The sequence below is a fragment of the Arcicella lustrica genome, assembly GCF_034930985.1.
Taxonomy (GTDB): Bacteria; Bacteroidota; Bacteroidia; order Cytophagales; family Spirosomataceae; genus Arcicella; species Arcicella lustrica.
In genome coordinates this window covers 54,429-70,834 of record NZ_JAYGIM010000015.1, presented here as the reverse complement: position 1 = coordinate 70,834, position 16,406 = coordinate 54,429, and the positions used below count along the sequence as shown (strand labels likewise).

Annotated in this window: 15 protein-coding genes; 5 read left to right on the top strand and 10 right to left on the bottom strand. The window is 33.9% G+C overall.

Going from position 1 to position 16,406, the window contains the following annotated elements:
* Nucleotides 1-189: 189 nt before the first annotated feature.
* The gene (locus VB798_RS18900; RefSeq protein WP_323261205.1) at nucleotides 190-993 is read right to left on the bottom strand and encodes a Cof-type HAD-IIB family hydrolase; all 804 of its coding nucleotides are present in this window, start codon (nucleotides 991-993) and stop codon (nucleotides 190-192) included.
* A 175-nt stretch (nucleotides 994-1,168) separates the two neighbouring features.
* On the opposite strand from VB798_RS18900, the gene VB798_RS18895 reads away from it, so the two are divergent.
* On the top strand, nucleotides 1,169-1,561 hold the full coding sequence (locus VB798_RS18895; RefSeq protein ID WP_323261203.1) for a hypothetical protein: 393 nt from the start codon (nucleotides 1,169-1,171) through the stop codon (nucleotides 1,559-1,561).
* A gap of 301 nt (nucleotides 1,562-1,862) precedes the next feature.
* Nucleotides 1,863-2,873 carry a glycosyltransferase gene (locus VB798_RS18890; protein WP_323261201.1) on the top strand — a complete coding sequence of 337 codons (1,011 nt, stop codon included), beginning with the start codon at nucleotides 1,863-1,865 and terminating at the stop codon, nucleotides 2,871-2,873.
* A gap of 204 nt (nucleotides 2,874-3,077) precedes the next feature.
* On the opposite strand, the gene rfaD is transcribed toward VB798_RS18890, so the two are convergent.
* The gene (rfaD, locus tag VB798_RS18885) at nucleotides 3,078-4,043 is read right to left on the bottom strand and encodes an ADP-glyceromanno-heptose 6-epimerase (RefSeq protein ID WP_323261199.1); all 966 of its coding nucleotides are present in this window, start codon (nucleotides 4,041-4,043) and stop codon (nucleotides 3,078-3,080) included.
* A 352-nt stretch (nucleotides 4,044-4,395) separates the two neighbouring features.
* Here rfaD and VB798_RS18880 point away from each other — a divergent pair, with 352 nt between their 5' ends.
* On the top strand, nucleotides 4,396-4,818 hold the full coding sequence (locus tag VB798_RS18880; RefSeq protein WP_323261197.1) for a 6-pyruvoyl trahydropterin synthase family protein: 423 nt from the start codon (nucleotides 4,396-4,398) through the stop codon (nucleotides 4,816-4,818).
* A gap of 89 nt (nucleotides 4,819-4,907) precedes the next feature.
* The gene (gene lpxB, locus VB798_RS18875; protein WP_323261196.1) at nucleotides 4,908-6,017 is read left to right on the top strand and encodes a lipid-A-disaccharide synthase; all 1,110 of its coding nucleotides are present in this window, start codon (nucleotides 4,908-4,910) and stop codon (nucleotides 6,015-6,017) included.
* 44 nt (nucleotides 6,018-6,061) lie between these two features.
* Here lpxB and VB798_RS18870 read toward each other — a convergent pair whose 3' ends face one another.
* The 8 genes from VB798_RS18870 to VB798_RS18835 form a co-directional block, all read right to left on the bottom strand.
* Nucleotides 6,062-6,619: a 1-acyl-sn-glycerol-3-phosphate acyltransferase gene (locus VB798_RS18870; RefSeq protein ID WP_323261194.1), complete on the bottom strand. Its 558-nt coding sequence runs from the start codon at nucleotides 6,617-6,619 to the stop codon at nucleotides 6,062-6,064.
* Between the two features lie 84 nt (nucleotides 6,620-6,703).
* Nucleotides 6,704-7,891, bottom strand: coding sequence for a site-2 protease family protein (locus VB798_RS18865; protein ID WP_323261192.1), 1,188 nt, complete (start codon nucleotides 7,889-7,891; stop codon nucleotides 6,704-6,706).
* Nucleotides 7,881-8,501, bottom strand: a complete 621-nt coding sequence (locus VB798_RS18860; RefSeq protein WP_323261190.1) for an HAD family hydrolase — start codon at nucleotides 8,499-8,501, stop codon at nucleotides 7,881-7,883. Before VB798_RS18860 ends, VB798_RS18865 begins: the two co-directional genes overlap by 11 nt.
* Nucleotides 8,501-9,451 (bottom strand): acetyl-CoA carboxylase carboxyltransferase subunit alpha, encoded by a 951-nt coding sequence (locus VB798_RS18855; RefSeq protein ID WP_323261188.1) that lies wholly within the window; start codon nucleotides 9,449-9,451, stop codon nucleotides 8,501-8,503. The genes VB798_RS18860 and VB798_RS18855 overlap by 1 nt, the downstream gene beginning before the upstream one ends.
* 166 nt (nucleotides 9,452-9,617) lie before the next feature.
* Nucleotides 9,618-11,045, bottom strand: a complete 1,428-nt coding sequence (locus tag VB798_RS18850) for an MBL fold metallo-hydrolase (RefSeq protein WP_323261186.1) — start codon at nucleotides 11,043-11,045, stop codon at nucleotides 9,618-9,620.
* Between the two features lie 135 nt (nucleotides 11,046-11,180).
* The gene (locus VB798_RS18845) at nucleotides 11,181-11,846 is read right to left on the bottom strand and encodes a CAP domain-containing protein (protein ID WP_323261184.1); all 666 of its coding nucleotides are present in this window, start codon (nucleotides 11,844-11,846) and stop codon (nucleotides 11,181-11,183) included.
* Between the two features lie 48 nt (nucleotides 11,847-11,894).
* Complete coding sequence (locus VB798_RS18840) at nucleotides 11,895-12,938, bottom strand: DUF6807 domain-containing protein (RefSeq protein ID WP_407654173.1); 1,044 nt, start codon at nucleotides 12,936-12,938, stop codon at nucleotides 11,895-11,897.
* 68 nt (nucleotides 12,939-13,006) lie between these two features.
* A complete protein-coding gene (locus VB798_RS18835) occupies nucleotides 13,007-14,272 on the bottom strand; it encodes a hypothetical protein (RefSeq protein WP_323261182.1) in 1,266 nt (421 codons plus the stop codon).
* Between the two features lie 431 nt (nucleotides 14,273-14,703).
* Here VB798_RS18835 and VB798_RS18830 point away from each other — a divergent pair, with 431 nt between their 5' ends.
* Complete coding sequence (locus tag VB798_RS18830; protein WP_323261180.1) at nucleotides 14,704-16,374, top strand: 2-oxo acid dehydrogenase subunit E2; 1,671 nt, start codon at nucleotides 14,704-14,706, stop codon at nucleotides 16,372-16,374.
* The last annotated feature ends 32 nt before the right edge of the window (nucleotides 16,375-16,406 follow it).

Below are 16,406 nucleotides of genomic sequence, written 5' to 3'. Positions count from 1 at the left end.
ATCTAATTCAGGTCAAATAAAAGACAAAATATCTACACCAATTTTTATTAAACGGTAAATGGAGGGAATTGTGGAGGGGGATTTTGTAAAGAAAATAGGGGAGGAGGGAAAAAGAAAGGAAATATCATTAATCATTAGCGAGGTAATTATGTGCCTCGCTAATGATTAAGTTTTAATGATTTTGTAAATCTAATTCAAAATATAGCGTTCAATCACTTCTGCTACTCCATCATTATTATTAGAAGCTACAATTACATCTGCTTTATGGCGAATTTCTGGTGTTACATTGTCCACCCAAACACCTAAGCCAGCATATTCTATCATGGTTAAGTCATTATTGGCATTTCCTACGGCAATAATTTCAGCAGGATGAATGTTGAGTCTTTCGGCTAATCTCGCTAAACTTGCGGCTTTATCAATACCTTTTTGCATTACTTCCAAGAAAAAAGGCTTAGAGGTTGTAATACTTTTATGGTCGATATGCGCTTTTAGTTTATCACTCACTGTTGCCAAATAGTCAGGTTCTTCTAACATGATACACTTAATGGAAGGCTTATTAATTGCCTCTTTAAAGCTTTCAACCTTTCGTAAAGGCATACCAGTCAGATAGGCTTCAAGGTCAATATATTTTGATTCCGATTCAGTAATGATAGCACCGTCGAGATAGGCTAAAATATGTACATTGTGTGCTACACTAAAATCATATAATTCATGGAGATGTTCAGTACTAATACTTTGTTCAAAGAGTACTTCTTCGTTGGTCATATCTACAATCTCACCACCGTTGTAGGCAACAATATAAGAACCAAAGCTATGCAGGGATAAATCTTTGGCATAATGCGTCATGGCAGGAGTAGGTCTTCCAGAAGCAAGTACTACATAAACGCCCTTTTCTTGGGCATTCAAAATCATCTCTTTATTCTTCTCAGAAATCTGATGGTCGTCGTTAAGAAGGGTGTCGTCCATATCCAACACCAGCATTTTATATTTCATTCGTAAGGATTTTTTCTGCAAATTACGATTGAAGTATTGAAGACTAGCCATAATCTCAAAAAGATTATATACTTTCCTGATATTGATAGATTATCAATCAGTTATTGTTTATATTTCATGAAAAGAAAAATATCATAAAAAAGAAAAAACCTTATCAACCATTTCATCTAATATTATGAAAAATCCTATTTATCTATTACTCTTTGGTGCATTATTAGTAAGTTCTTGCGGAAATAATGCCGAAGTAAAAACATTGAGACAAGAAAACGAAGCACTAATTGCTGAGTTAAAAGCCTTGAAGGCAAATGGCGTGGCGAATGCACCCAAGTATATTTTGAAGATACGTTTAAAGCAATCACATTTTTCATTAAGTATCAAGAAGCATATTAAAGATGCTGTGAACGCTGTAGAATTTGAGTTGCCTGTAGATAAAGAGTTTTTTGATTCTGTCTCAGAAGGCACAGAGCTAGTTGATAAATTCAGATTTGGTTCTTTTGTTTTGTATGGTAGTTTTGGCGATTGGGAGATGACTGTGAAAGAAAAAGAAGTGAGGGAAGGGAAGCCTTGAGGTTGGTGTCTAAAAGTGAAAACAGGTTATTTTTTTAATTTTAAGTCTATTTCCCTACATTTCTATTAGACGGTGAATTAATTCACCGTCTAATAGAAAAATGTTTAATCTATTTTGAATTTAACCTAATTAATCTATTATAGACAACATCTGTTAAATAAAAGGCGTCATTTAGGGGCGTAAAATATTGTAAATCAAAATTTTAAATTCACAGTTCATCACTCACAATTCACAACTATTAATTTAACCCTTCATTTCTCTAAAAAAGCTTGTAATTTGCCAACAAATTTAAAATCCCTTGATGCGCAAATATTCTATTATCATTCCTGTTTATAATCGTCCCGACGAAGTGGAGGAATTACTTCAATGTCTTGTAAGGCAGACTTACTCTTTTTTTGAGGTAGTAATTATTGAAGATGGTTCTGTCAACAAATGTGAGGAGGTAGTAAATTCTTTTAAAGATAGCTTAGACATTCATTATTATTATCAACAAAACACAGGACAAGGCTTTGCCCGAAATACAGGTTTTAGCAAAGCGACCGGAGAGTACTTTATCATTTTAGATTCTGATGCTTTGATAGAAAATGATTATTTGGCGATTGTTGAGCAACAGCTAAATACTGAATTTTTAGACCTATATGGTGGTCCCGACCGTGACCATCCTAATTTTACGCCCATCCAAAAAGCCATTAGTTACTCTATGACTTCGGTATTTACTACAGGCGGAATCAGAGGAAGTAAAAAGAATTTAGGAGGGACATTCCATCCAAGAAGTTTTAATATGGGACTTTCCAGAGCAGTCTATGAAAAAACTAAAGGTTTTATCATTACCAGAATGGGAGAGGACATAGAATTTAGTATTAGGGCTATTTCTTTAGGTTTTAAATCGGGCTTAATTCCAGAAGCCTTTATTTATCATAAACGCAGAACCAGTTTTGTACAGTTTTATCGTCAGTTGAGATTTTTTGGCAAAGCAAGAATTAATATTAGCCGTTATTTTCCCAAAGAGTTAAAACTAGTACATACTTTTCCAATGATTTTTACGCTGGGGTGCTTCTCGATTCCGATTTGGTACTTCATTTTTACGCCATTCTTCAATCTGGGAATTGTACTGTTAGGTATTTATGTTTTACTGAACTTCCTAGATTCAACGATAAAAAATAAAAGTATTGAAGTAGGCTTGCTGAGTATTGTGGCAGTATTTGTGCAATTAATTGGTTATGGTATCGGTTTTATCACAGAAGGCTGGAAGAAATTATTTGAAGAAAAGGGTTTTAAACAGACGGGAGAAAAGATAGAATATCCTTCGTGAGTAATAGTTGTGAATTGTGAGTTAATAAGTACGAATTAACCTAAAGTAGCGGCAACCCTTGCGGTTGCCTTTTCATGCGTGGCAACCGCAAGGGTTGCCACTACCACGAATTATTGGTTAATAAACAAAAAGACCAGATTGAAATTTCAATCTGGTCTTTTTGTTTATGTTTGCTCATTGCTCAAAACTCAAAGCTGATAGCTACTAATAATATTTCTCAGCGACTAAATAGTTTTGTACATAGTCGTTCACGCCTTCTTCTAATGTTGTAAAGTTTTTATCATATCCTATTGATTGTAGTTTCGACATATTTGCTTCTGTAAAGTATTGGTATTTATCTCTGATATCTTCAGGAGTATCGATAAATGAAATGTTTTCTGGAACATCCAATGCTTTGAAAGTATTTTTCACTAAATCCAAGAAAGTGCGGGCTGTACCTGAACCAAGATTATAAATACCAGAATTGCGACGATGGTGCATTAAATAAATACATACTTCCACTACATCTTTCACGTAAATAAAATCACGCATTTGTTCACCGTCTTTGTAGTCATCATTGTGCGAGCGGAAAAGCTTCATCTCACCAGTATTTTTGATTTGGTTAACAGTATGCCAAATCACAGATGCCATTCTACCTTTATGAAATTCGTTTGGTCCATACACATTGAAGAATTTTAAGCCAGCCCAAAAGAAAGGTTGCTCTTCTTGTTTCAATGCCCAAATGTCAAAATCATTTTTAGATTCGCCATAAGGATTCAAAGGCTTTAATTGTGGAATTAAAGACTCGTTATCATCATAGCCAAATTCACCCAACCCATAAGTAGCAGCCGACGAAGCATACACTAATGGAATTTGGTAATCGTGACACTTCTTCCAGATTTTCTTTGAGTAATTCAAATTCAATTTATTGAAAATATCAATATTGAATTCAGTAGTATCTGTTCTCGCACCGATGTGAAAACAAAACTCAACTTCCTGATAATTTGCGTCTAGCCACTCAAAAAAGTGTTCTCTATCAACTCTTTCCTGAATTTTTTTACCATCAAGATTTTTATTTTTCTGTTCGTCAGAAAAATCATCAACGGCGATGATATAATTGAAATTATCTTGATTCAAACGCTGAATCAAGCAACTTCCAATAAATCCTGCGGCACCCGTAACAATAATCATAGAGTAGCAATTATTAAAATTGTATTTATACGTGTTAGGTAATTTTAAAAAACTATCAAAATTAAAATTAAGTTTCCATTTAAACTATACACTGATTTTGGAAAAAATATAATCTTTCCAAGATTTGTGTGAGTTTTTTACTTTTATAATTAAGTTCTTTACTGATTTTGTTCAAAATCGCTAAGTAAAAATGCTTATTGACGAAGATTGAATTTATTCATGAAAAGCGCATATTCTTTGATTTAATTTTTTTGAGAATAAATTCATCGTAATTTTGCATCCTATTCATATTTATAGGTACTTATTGCTACTGTTTTCCCAATAATACCTTCACTTGTAAACACTGAAAACAATGGTTTATGTAAGTCGTAAAGAGCATTTTAATGCTGCGCACAGATTGTATAATTTGAGTTGGTCTGAGGAGAAAAATCGTGAAGTTTTCGGACCTTGTGCTAATGTTAATTGGCATGGTCATAATTTTGAATTAATTGTTACAGTAAAAGGTAAACCAGACCCAGATACTGGTTTTGTGATTGATTTAAAAGTATTAGGCGATATTATCAAACAAGAAGTCATTGAAAAAGTAGATCATAAAAACCTGAATCTTGATGTAGATTTTATGCAAGGTAAAATGGCAAGTTGTGAAATTTTTGTGATGGAAATCTGGAAAATATTAGCACCAAAAGTATTAGAAGCTTCGGCTACAGCTAAATTGCATAGTCTTCAATTATACGAAACACAAAAGAATTTTGTAGAGTACTTCGGTGAAGAGTAATGATACTATTGATTTTGGATTTCGGAAATACGAAATTCGATGTATTTTGGGAAAAGTTCCGAAGTCCAAAATCCGAAATCCAAAATCAAATGAAATATTATATCATTGCTGGTGAACGTTCGGGAGATTTACACGGCTCGAATTTGATTAAAGGTATTCGAAAGCACGATGAATCTGCAGAAATCCGTGCTTGGGGTGGCGATATGATGCAACATGCTGGTGCAGAAATCGTAAAACATTATAGAGACCTTGCCTTTATGGGCTTCTTCGAGGTCGTAAAAAATCTTCCAACCATTTTAGGATTTCTTTCTTTTTGCAAAAAAGATATTTTGCAATTTCAACCCGATGTTGTGATTCTGATTGATTATGCAGGATTTAACATGCGAGTTGCCAAATTTGCGAAGCTCAAAGGCATCAAAACATTCTATTATATTTCTCCAAAAGTGTGGGCTTGGAATCAATCAAGAGCCTTGAATTTGAAAAAGTATGTCGATAAATTATTCGTCATCTTTCCTTTTGAAAAAGACTTTTTTAAAAAGTATGATTATGAAGTAGATTATGTTGGCAATCCGTTATTTGATGCCATTGCAGATTTTACACCAGCCAAAGATTTTAGAAAAGAAGCAAGATTAGGACAAAAACCAATCATTGCCTTATTGCCAGGAAGTAGAAAACAAGAAATAGAAGGAATGTTGGCGATGATGCTAACACAAGTATATCAATTCCCTGAATATCAGTTTGTGATTGCGGCAGTATCTAATTTGCCCAAGGAATTATATGCCCGTTGGCAATCTATCTTCCCAGTGAAAATTGTTGTGGATGATGCTTATAATTTACTATCTGTAGCTGATGCCGCTTTGGTTACTTCTGGCACTGCAACCTTAGAAACAGCATTGTTTAATGTGCCACAAGTAGTTTGTTATCGAGGAGGTTGGGCGGCTTATCAAGTTTATAAAAGAGTGATTAGAGTACCTTTTGTTTCTTTAGTGAATTTGATTGCAGGTAGAAAAGTGGTTACTGAATTACTCCAATATGATTTGACGAAAGAAAATCTTCAAACAGAATTGACAAAAATCACAATTGATAAAGAAAGTAGAGAAGAACAATTGAAAGGCTACGAAGAAATCAGAAATCTACTTGGCACCAAAGGCGCATCCGAAAAAGCTGGCGCTTTGATGGTGAATTATCTGAAACAGTAATCTTCAAACAAAAAAGGCTTCACAGAAATGAAGCCTTTTTTGTTTTAGTATTTTAAGTAATTGCTCACCCAAGTTTTTTTGTAGCCACCTATTTTATCGAAAAATAGCGCAATTTGTTTTAAATCAGCATGAGAATCAGTGCTTGTATAAAAAGGTTCACTGATTACAATTCCTTTAATAGAGTAATCAAAACCAATCATTATAATTGGGATTTCTGAGTTTTTTGCAATAAAGTAAAAGCCCATTTTTAATTTATCGACATCTTTTCTTGTTCCTTCTGGTGCAATTACTAAATGTAATTCCTCTTTAGAATTGTATAAAGTAGTCACAGCTTTTACTACTTGATTATTACTTGAACGATCGACAGGATAACCACCAAGCCAACGGAACATCCAACCAAACGGACCTTCAAATAATTCTTTTTTGCCAAGAAAGCTCATTTTTACACCAATCGCAGCACGAGCGCCAATTCCTACTGGAAAATCAACTGATTGTGCATGTGGAGCAACAATCAAAATACTTTTTTTAATATGTTTGGGAAACTCACCAACTAATTTCCAGCCAGCTAGTTTGAAAAGAAATTTGAATAAAAAATTAAACATTTTAATATGAATTGAAAATTAATATTTGTGTTCAATAACGATTGGCTATGTTTTGAAATTAATGCTTTCAAAACCAATAGTCAATTATTTAGCAGAAAAATCAATTTGCATAAATGGATAAGGTGTGAAGCAAAGAATAAAAATAATCAATGAAAGCCAACCTAATAATTGTCTTTTGAAATCTAATGGTTCATCAATTTCAACTTCTGGATGATAAATTCCTAAAAATCGACCAAGTAAAAATAAAAATGGCAAAAAGCCTGAAAAACCTTGTATGCTTGCAACAGATGGTATGTAAGTTAACAATAATTGACCAACAACTACGCTTAAACTTAATACCCAAGAAGTAAGTTGATTATCGGAAATTCTTGAAAAACAAATTCTTAGGAAAAGTACATAAGCCAATAGCCAAGTAAAAAAATCTGACTCAGATTGATAATAACCTGTTGCTCCGATGTTTTTAATGTCTTCAATCGTGAACAATCCAAAACCTGCAAAAAAGGCAAAAGCGATAAAAATAACTGGAGAAACGATATTGAAATTCTTTTTACCAATTAATCCATACAAAATATGTCCGCCATCTAATTGTCCGATTGGAAACAAATTCAATGCTGTAAAAAACAATGATAAATATCCAGCCCAAATCAAAGGATAGTGCATGATTTCAAAATTAGGAGGCAAAAGGTTGGGGTCGGCAACGTAATTTTTAAAGAATTTGAAGAGTAAATTATCGCCCAAGACTAATTGTCCATTCATAAATTTGGGGATTCTCATTACTTCACTTGGATAGTTTTTCCCAAATTGTTGATATTCTGGATGTACTGTAAAGATGTGTTCAAATGGAGGAAGATGTGTAAATCCATAGTACAAAACAACCAAAGCCACCACAAAACCTGCTAATGGCCCAGCGATTCCAATATCAAAATACTGTTTTCTTGAACGAGTTTTCCCTGTAATGCGAATGACAGCTCCTAAAGTACCAATACTTGTTGACAAAGCACTGAGCCACATTGGAATATAATAAGGAAGCGATGTTTTAATTTTATAATATCTTGCCGTGAAATAATGACCAAATTCATGACAAGTAAGAATGCCTAAGAAGGGTAAAGAGAAATTTAATCCTTGCCAGAAATCGTCCGGAAAATGAAGGAGGTAGGGCTCTGGTACAAAGAAAAAAGCCTTGGCAGTCATTGCTTCTGCGCCTGCCAAGGTTGTTGTGATTAAAGTAACGATGAAAAGAACCGCTTGAATAATCTCTTTTTTATACTTCATTTGAAAATAAATCTAAAATCGTAAATTCTTGGGGAACAATTTGCTTGGTTTGAATACCTAAAGTAGCTGCTCCTTCTAAATTTGCTAACAGGTCATCCAAGAATAAGGTTTCAGAAGCAACAAGGTTTGCTTGTTTGAGTACCTCTTCATAAATATCCACTTCAGGTTTTAGTTTTCCCATCTCATAAGATAGAAAAACATGATCAAAAATTTCACTGAAGTGTTTTACGCCTGCACAACGTTCTAAAATTCTTTCAACTTCCAAAAAATGGATATGACTAGTATTTGAAAGGATATAAATTTTATATTTTGTTGCTAATTTTTTGATGAGTTCAATTCTCGCAGGGTCGATGTTCATCAATAAACCGCAAAAAGCAGTATCAATTTGTTCATCACTTGCACTGATTTTGAGTTCTTCACGAATCTCCGCTCTGAATTCAGCATCAGTCAATTGCCCTTTTTCGTATCTCGACCAGATTTGTTTTTCTTTCAAAATTCTTTCACTTTCTCGCCAATTTACATTTTCAGAGATTTCAGTAAAAGCTTTGAATGTTCTTTCAAAGTCAATGTCGATAATGACGTTTCCTAAATCGAAGATGATATTTTTCACTAATTGTATGCACCCATGCCACCGAATTTATCAACTCTTTGGTTGATTCTTTCGATTGGACTAAGTTTTTGAAGTTCAGAAATAGTATTTAGAATTACTTTTTTAACGGTTTGTGTGGCAGTTGCATAGTCAAGATGTGCGCCGCCAAGTGGTTCAGGAATAATTCCATCGACTAAACCATTGTTTAACATATCCGTTGCTGTTAGTTTCAATGCTTCTGCTGCTTGTTCTTTGAAATCCCAAGAACGCCATAAAATTGAAGAACAAGATTCTGGAGAAATTACAGAATACCAAGTATTTTCTAACATCAATACTCTGTCGCCAATGGCAATACCTAATGCACCACCCGAAGCACCTTCACCAATAATAATACAAATTACAGGTACTTTCAACATGAACATATCACGGATATTTCTTGCGATTGCTTCACCTTGACCACGTTCTTCGGCTTCTAAGCCAGGAAAAGCACCCGGAGTATCAATTAAAGTAACGATAGGTTTTCCAAATTTTTCCGCCATTTTCATTAAGCGAAGTGCTTTACGATAACCTTCAGGATTTGGCATTCCGAAATTACGTAATTGACGTTGTTTGGTATTTCTACCTTTTTGCTGACCGATAATCATGACCGTTTCGCCATCAATTTTACCAAAACCACCAACCATTGCTTTATCGTCTCCAACGTTTCTATCGCCATAAATTTCGATAAATTCATCACAGATATTTTCGATATAATCTAAAGTGTAAGGGCGTTCTGGATGACGAGAAAGCTGTACTCTTTGCCAGCGGGTTAGATTTGTAAAAGTTTCTTTTTTTAATTGTTCGATGTTTGCTTCCAATTGCGAAGCCGCAACAGTAACATCAACATTATTATCAATTGCCAATTTTTTCATTTCAGCTAGTTTCGACTCTAGCTCGGCAATGGGTTTTTCAAAATCTAATAAAGTACGCATATTTAGTTTTTTACGGTTATAAAATTATCCGTTGACTATTTTTAGGAAAGGTAAATTTCAGTGATTTTAACTGAAGTTTAAAAAATATTCTCGCAAAATTAGACAAATATCAACCTAAAAGAAAAGACTGACCAAATTTTTGAGATTTGAGCAGTCTTTTCTTTTACTATAAAATATATTCTTGTCCCATTTCTGGAATTTCGATATCAGAATATCCTTCGTCTTCAAGCAAAGCTTTGAAAGTATTCATACTTTCTTCTTCGCCATGAATTAAAAATACTTTTTTAAGCTTTTTAGGCGATTGTTTTTTGACAAAATTAAGTAAATCTGTTTGGTCTCCATGACCCGAAAAAATATCTATTTTCTCAACATTTGCTAGTACTGGGTATTCTACATCCTTGATTTTTAGGGATTTCTGTCCGTTCATTAAACGCCAACCTAAAGTGCCTTCAGAAGAATAACCTACCAATAAAATAGTACAATATACATTGTTGATATTGGCTGCAATGTGTTGTTCTACTCTACCACCAGAAATCATTCCTGAAGCCGAAATAATAATACAAGGCTCGGCATAATTCGAAATGGCTTTACTAGATTTTTCACTTTGAATGTATTGTAAATTTTCAAAATCAAATAAAGAATCATTTTCTTCTTGAAAATCTCTGGCTTCTTTGTTGAGTTGCTTGATGTTTTTCTGATAAACTTTAGTAGAAGCATAAGCTAAAGGGCTATCACTGAATACTTTAATAGGAGTAAAGCCTTTTTCAGAATACAATCTGTTTAAAGTATAAAGTAACGCTTGCGTTCTACCAATTGAAAAAGCTGGGATAATTAATCTTCCCGGAATATCAATACAAGTTCGTTGAATAATTTCCGCTAAAGCATCTTCTGGCGTTTTTTTATCTTCGTGCAATCTGCCACCATAAGTAGTTTCACAGAGTAAATAATCTACTTCTGGAATTTCAGTAGAAGGGTCAATATGAAGTGGATAATCTTTTCTACCAATGTCTCCAGAAAAACAGATACTTTTCATTTCACCATTTTCTTGCACTTCAACGATAATGTGTGCTGCACCAAGTAAATGTCCAGCAGGAATAAAGGTCACCCAAGCATTATCAGCAACTCTGAAACGTCTATGAAATTGAAGTGTGACAAAATTTGCCATGGCATCTTCAACATCTTTTTGTAGATATAAATCGCCCTTGATGAGCAATCTATCCATCTTTTTTTTCTTCTTCTTGCTATCTCCTTCGGCTTGTTTTACTTTTTTTAAGTTTAAGTTAGCCGCATCGTATAATAAAAGACTAGTTAAATCAGCGGTTGCTGAAGTACAAAGTACTTGCCCTTCATAACCTTCACGATATAACATGGGTATATTTCCAGAATGATCTATATGTGCGTGTGTAAGTAGAACTAAATTTACTTGAGAGGCCTCAAAAGGGAAAAATGCTTTATTGGTAACAGGTTGTGTATAATCAACTTCTCGCCCCATATTTCTTCCACAATCAATTAGAATCTTAAACTCATCATCTAATTCAAGTAAATACATACTACCCGTCACCTGCCTCGTAGCTCCCCAAAAAGTTAATTTCATTATATGTATTTTATGTTTTAAATCCTTGTTGGTAATTAGTGCAATCCTACAAAGATATTAAAAAGAGCTTCAAAAGTCATGGATGTATTTTCTCAAAATTGAAAATATAACCGAAAGTATTTGTCAATCTGTGATTTATCCTCCAAAATTTTGTGTGATTCTACTAAAAGGACTGTTTTCAGTTTTGTATGGATTTTTACTAAGACGAATGGCGCATCCCATTACTTTATAATTTTTGTTTAAAAGATTGGCACGATGTCCGGGCGAACTCATCCATTCGTTTACAATATTGGTTGCCAGTTCTTTATAGGTTTGCATTGGGATTGGTCTTTCTGTGTTGCAATCAATATATTGAAAATCTCCACCTTTTCTTTTGGGTTCAATAATACAAAAAGTATCGTACTTCGACTGGATGATGTCAAATTCCGCAATATTTTCAGCCATTTGAGAAAACTCATTGGTTTGGCTCAATACTCTTTTCGATAAATTTCTATTGTTTTTACTGTAAGGATTCTCGTGGCTATAGAAATTCTTGGAAATCATTGCTTCTGAGTGTTCACTAGCGATACGGTGTAATATCGGAGAATATGAAAAGAGCGGGAGACGATATTTCTTTCTTTGCAAATTACTAGCCTGAAATAGAGCAGCATCTAATAATTCATAATTCGGATTTCGAGCATCAATGACTTGATTGGCAATTGCAGATTTCAGAAAAGCGTCGGCATTGCTTTCATAAAGAGAAGAATCTGATTGGAAAAAGATACTTTCAACACAGATTGCGATTAAAAAAAGATACTTCATACCTATTAAATGTTTTATTATTTAAACGTATGAAGTATCTATGATAGTCTATTTTGCAAAATCAGCCGCTAATTTATTTAATGTTTCATCAGAAGCTTTTCCAGAAGTAATCACGGTGCGATAACGGAAAGTAACCGATTGTTTTGGCGCTAAAGTAAAATTTAATTCTTTTTTATCTTTGCTGAAAACTTTTTCACCCAAAGGATTGGCAGCAAAAAGACCATAACCACGAGCATGCCAAAATGTAGGATAATTTACATTTTTTGGATGGTCGATAATAGCGATAGAAATATCCTCATCTTTGATTTTTCCAGCTAAGTTTGTCCACTTTCCACGTGTACTCCAAACATTTTCACCTTCGATGCCTTCGCTACTTCTGTAATTACCAGTAATGCCCGTATTGTCTAATTTATCAACTTTGGTTTCAATACCACTTGCATCAACAAAAACATCAGGTTTATCAGATGGATGTTCTAATTCACGAGCTACTCTGATGGCAAAAAAGCCATCTTTTACGTCTTTGAAAACAACTTCTTTATCTTGTGCCGTTAAAGTTGTAATTCTATCAATAATACGTTGGTCACCTTTTGAATGGAAAACATAAATAGTTTTTTCTTTCAATAATAAATTTCCTTTTCCGTCATTATCAATCCAATCTGCCGTAACAGCTAAACTAGCTTTGCCATTTCCACCTTTACTTTCTACGATGCCAGTATGTTTAATTGTTCCATATTTAGAGCGGTCTTTGATTGCTGTAGAGTTATTCCAAAAATCGAATCCATTTACAGATTCATAATTAAGCCACATACCAACATGATGCGGGTGGTCAACTCTTTCACCAGCACGAGTAGCAAAAGGATAGCCACGTGTAATGGTCGTGCCTTTCGATGTGAGAATAGGAAACAATACTGGTTTTTTTAGAATAGCATCACTTGGATAGAAATAAGAAGTAAAAGGTTTGTTATCTACCAATACATCTACTTTGTTTTCAGCTTCTTTAACAACAAGTTTGATTTGGTCTTTTTTCTGTTGAGCCATTCCGAATTGATAACCAAATAAAAGTGAACAAAGCAATAAAACGTTTTTTTTCATGTGTATTTTGTTTGAGAGTTATTTCATTTAATTGTTTTATGCTATGGAAAGCAAAAAATGCTTTTTTTTTACTTGAAAGAGTCAAAACTTCCTTTATTTCTGATTATCAAATTCAACCAATATAATACTCCAATGAAAATAATAATTTCAAAAGCGTATTCTAAGGTGAAACGGATTTCAGCGAAATCTTTAAATTGAAGGAAAGGTTTGCCCGTTCTGAACCATAAAGAAGGTTGAAAAGCAGCGACAAATTGTATGAAAAAAGTAATGATTAAGAATTTTTTATCTTTAAAAAAATTAAAGCCGAAAAGTAAAGGCATTGCATAGATGAAAATATAATTGGCATAAGAACCAATTTGAATAATCATCATCAAACCAAAAATTACTATCCAGATTTTTGGTACAAATTGCTGAATATTTAAATTCTTACTTAAATACGTTTGCCATAAAGCAAAAGAAAGAATGACGAAAAGCCCAAGCCAATTCAGAAGTTTGATATTATTAGTAAGATTTAATGACCAAATAAAAGGATTAGCGATCGACCAGAAATTAGGCGCCATCGGTTCTTGAGCAAGGCGAATAGGCATCAAGAAAGAAGTACCACCATAGTAAAATAAAAAGATAAGTACTGGCAAACCAACGATGCAATTACCAATGATAAATTTTATTTTATTATTGACCTTCAGAAATACTAAAGGAATAAATAACACAAAAAAGGCTTTGGTGGTTAATAATCCTAAACCTGTGATGATGCCTAATATCAAATCAGATTTTTTTCTTTGCCAACAATAAATCATCAAACAAGCGAAGCCCCACATCCAAATATCTTCTTGCCCACCAATAATACAAAAAACAAAAGGAGCTGGCAAGAGTAAGTAAATTAATGCTTTAAATAAATCAGAAGCTTGGTTTTTGGAAGAGAAAGTATTTAACGTAAGCCATAGAGTCAATAATTCTACTAAAACCATTGTTAAAGTTACAGCTTCGGCAGTATCCCAAATATATAATAACAAAGCGGTAATATATGGAAAGAAAGGCGAGTACAAGGATTCAAAATCTCTGTAAACCAATTTGAATTTACTGGCTTCTTGTGCTGATTTCCAGAAAATATAAACATCAGATTGTGCCTTTAGATGAAGTACAATATAAATGATAACAAATGGAATTATCCTAAACAAGACTGATATTAGCAGGAAAGATTTTAATTTTCCCAGATTACTAAAAAGTTGTTCTAGCGTTGTTCTGAATCTGAACGATAAGAAAGCAAGAAAGCAAAGTCCTGAGGCGATTAGTACTTTAAGGTAAACAATTCCATAAGTAGAGATGTCCATCATATTTTAAATATTATTATTTATACCGATAGGGTTTCTTTTTAGGTTTTTGATTTATTTGAAGGAAATCAAAGATAATGAGTAAGGAAAGATTTTAAATAAATTACTTGTTTAAGCATAGACAAATTTAGGGCTGTTTTATTTAAAAATTGAATTTTAATAAGTTTCAAGTAATAAAAATACATTGACGGCTTTTATTGGAAGACTAAATAAAATAAATAAACATTGAAAAATGAAGACAAAATTATATTTTTTCAAGATAGCTTTTGAAAGCAAGTGTTTAGCCTTATTTTTGAATTCTAAATTGGTTGTGTAGTTGTTTTTATTAGTTTTTAGTTGTTGATTTACCCAAATTTTATCAGAGTTAATCACAATTTGGCAAATAGCTATTTAACCATTTACCAAAAACAGTAAATTTTCCTATAATAATAAAAATGGCAGAAATCATAACCATGCCCAAAATGAGCGACACCATGACAGAAGGTGTTGTTGCAGAATGGCTCAAAAAAGTTGGTGACCCTTTAAAGACTGGTGACGGCTTGATTGCAGAAATCGAAACAGATAAAGCGACTATGGAGCTTGATTTGGACGAAAGAATGGATTTGAGCAATTTCAAAGATTGCCGAATTTTATACATTGGTTTAGAGAAAGGTAAGGCCGTACCAGTAGATAGCATTATCGCTATTATCGGTGAAAACGGTGAAGCTTACGAACATCTTTTGACTGGCGGTACTCCTGCCAAAGCGGATGTTCCTGCTACTCCAGAAGCACCAGCGGCAGTGGCTGAAACAGCTGCTCCAGCTGTAGATACTTCTAATATTAAAGCAGAAGTAATTGGAATGCCTAAGATGTCGGACACGATGATGGAAGGTACTTTGGTTACTTGGTTAAAGAAAGTTGGTGACTCAATTAAAGCGGGAGATGCTCTTTTGGCTGAAGTTGAAACCGATAAAGCTACAATGGAATTTGATTTAGATAATTTCATTGATGTTACTAAATACAATCCTTGTACTTTATTGTACATCGGTATTGAAGAAGGTAAAACAGTAAATGTAGATGATGTTATTGCAGTAATCGGAGAACCTGGTGCTGATTTCCAAGCTTTATTAAGTGGTGGAAAAACAGCTTCTGCTCCAGCAGCTGTGGCTCCTGTTGCTTCAGCAACGCCTGCACCAGCAGCAAAAGTAGAAGAAACTGTAGTTGTATCTGATGCAGATGGAAGAGTAAAAGCTTCTCCATTAGCAAAAGCTTTAGCGAAAGATAAAGGTATTAATATTGCACAAGTAAAAGGAACTGGTGAAAACGGTAGAGTAGTTAAAGCTGATGTTGATAGCTTTGTTCCAGCTGCGGCTGCACCGAAAGCAGAAGCACCAGCAAAAGCTGCTGCGGCTAAACCAGCTTTTGTTCCAGTAGTTACTGGCGAAGAAAGTTATGAAGAATTCCCAGTGAATCAGATGCGTAAAACGATTGCACGTCGTTTGGCAGAATCTAAATTCTCTGCTCCAGAATTCTATTTAACCATGGAAATCAACATGGATAAAGCAATGGCTGCAAGAGTATCAATGAATGAAATTTCACCAGTAAAAATTTCATTTAACGATATGGTAATCAAAGCTGCTGCTGCTGCCTTGACTAAACATCCAAAAGTGAATTCTTATTGGTTAGGCGATAAAATCAGAATTAATCATCACGTACATATTGGTATGGCTGTGGCTGTTGAAGATGGTTTATTAGTGCCAGTAATTCGTTTTGCTAACACTAAATCACTTTCTCAGATTTCTGCTGAAGCGAAAGATTTAGGTGGAAAAGCTAAAAATAAACAATTACAACCTAAGGATTGGGAAGGAAATACTTTCACTGTAAGTAATTTGGGTATGTTCGGTATCGACGAGTTTACTTCTATCATTAACCAACCAGAATCTTGTATTTTGGCAGTTGGTGGTATCAAGGAAACTGTTGGTGTGAAAAACGGACAATTCTATGCTACTAACGTAATGAAAGTAACACTTACTTGCGACCACCGTACAGTTGATGGTGCAACAGGAGCTGCTTTCTTACAGACTTTCAAACAATTATTGGAAGATCCATACAAATTGTTAGTCTAGTCTTTAGATACAATATAGTAAAAGCGGGTGAA

Coding starts and splice junctions, on each gene's coding strand:
- VB798_RS18855 (WP_323261188.1), bottom strand. CDS start 9,451: ATGCGTACTTTATTAGATTTTGAAAAACCCATTGCCGAGCTAGAGTCG.
- VB798_RS18870 (WP_323261194.1), bottom strand. CDS start 6,619: ATGTTTAATTTTTTATTCAAATTTCTTTTCAAACTAGCTGGCTGGAAA.
- VB798_RS18830 (WP_323261180.1), top strand. CDS start 14,704: ATGGCAGAAATCATAACCATGCCCAAAATGAGCGACACCATGACAGAA.
- VB798_RS18890 (WP_323261201.1), top strand. CDS start 1,863: ATGCGCAAATATTCTATTATCATTCCTGTTTATAATCGTCCCGACGAA.
- VB798_RS18865 (WP_323261192.1), bottom strand. CDS start 7,891: ATGAAGTATAAAAAAGAGATTATTCAAGCGGTTCTTTTCATCGTTACT.
- VB798_RS18845 (WP_323261184.1), bottom strand. CDS start 11,846: ATGAAGTATCTTTTTTTAATCGCAATCTGTGTTGAAAGTATCTTTTTC.
- rfaD (WP_323261199.1), bottom strand. CDS start 4,043: ATGATTATTGTTACGGGTGCCGCAGGATTTATTGGAAGTTGCTTGATT.
- VB798_RS18840 (WP_407654173.1), bottom strand. CDS start 12,938: ATGAAAAAAAACGTTTTATTGCTTTGTTCACTTTTATTTGGTTATCAA.
- VB798_RS18900 (WP_323261205.1), bottom strand. CDS start 993: ATGAAATATAAAATGCTGGTGTTGGATATGGACGACACCCTTCTTAAC.
- VB798_RS18850 (WP_323261186.1), bottom strand. CDS start 11,045: ATGAAATTAACTTTTTGGGGAGCTACGAGGCAGGTGACGGGTAGTATG.
- VB798_RS18880 (WP_323261197.1), top strand. CDS start 4,396: ATGGTTTATGTAAGTCGTAAAGAGCATTTTAATGCTGCGCACAGATTG.
- lpxB (WP_323261196.1), top strand. CDS start 4,908: ATGAAATATTATATCATTGCTGGTGAACGTTCGGGAGATTTACACGGC.
- VB798_RS18835 (WP_323261182.1), bottom strand. CDS start 14,272: ATGATGGACATCTCTACTTATGGAATTGTTTACCTTAAAGTACTAATC.
- VB798_RS18895 (WP_323261203.1), top strand. CDS start 1,169: ATGAAAAATCCTATTTATCTATTACTCTTTGGTGCATTATTAGTAAGT.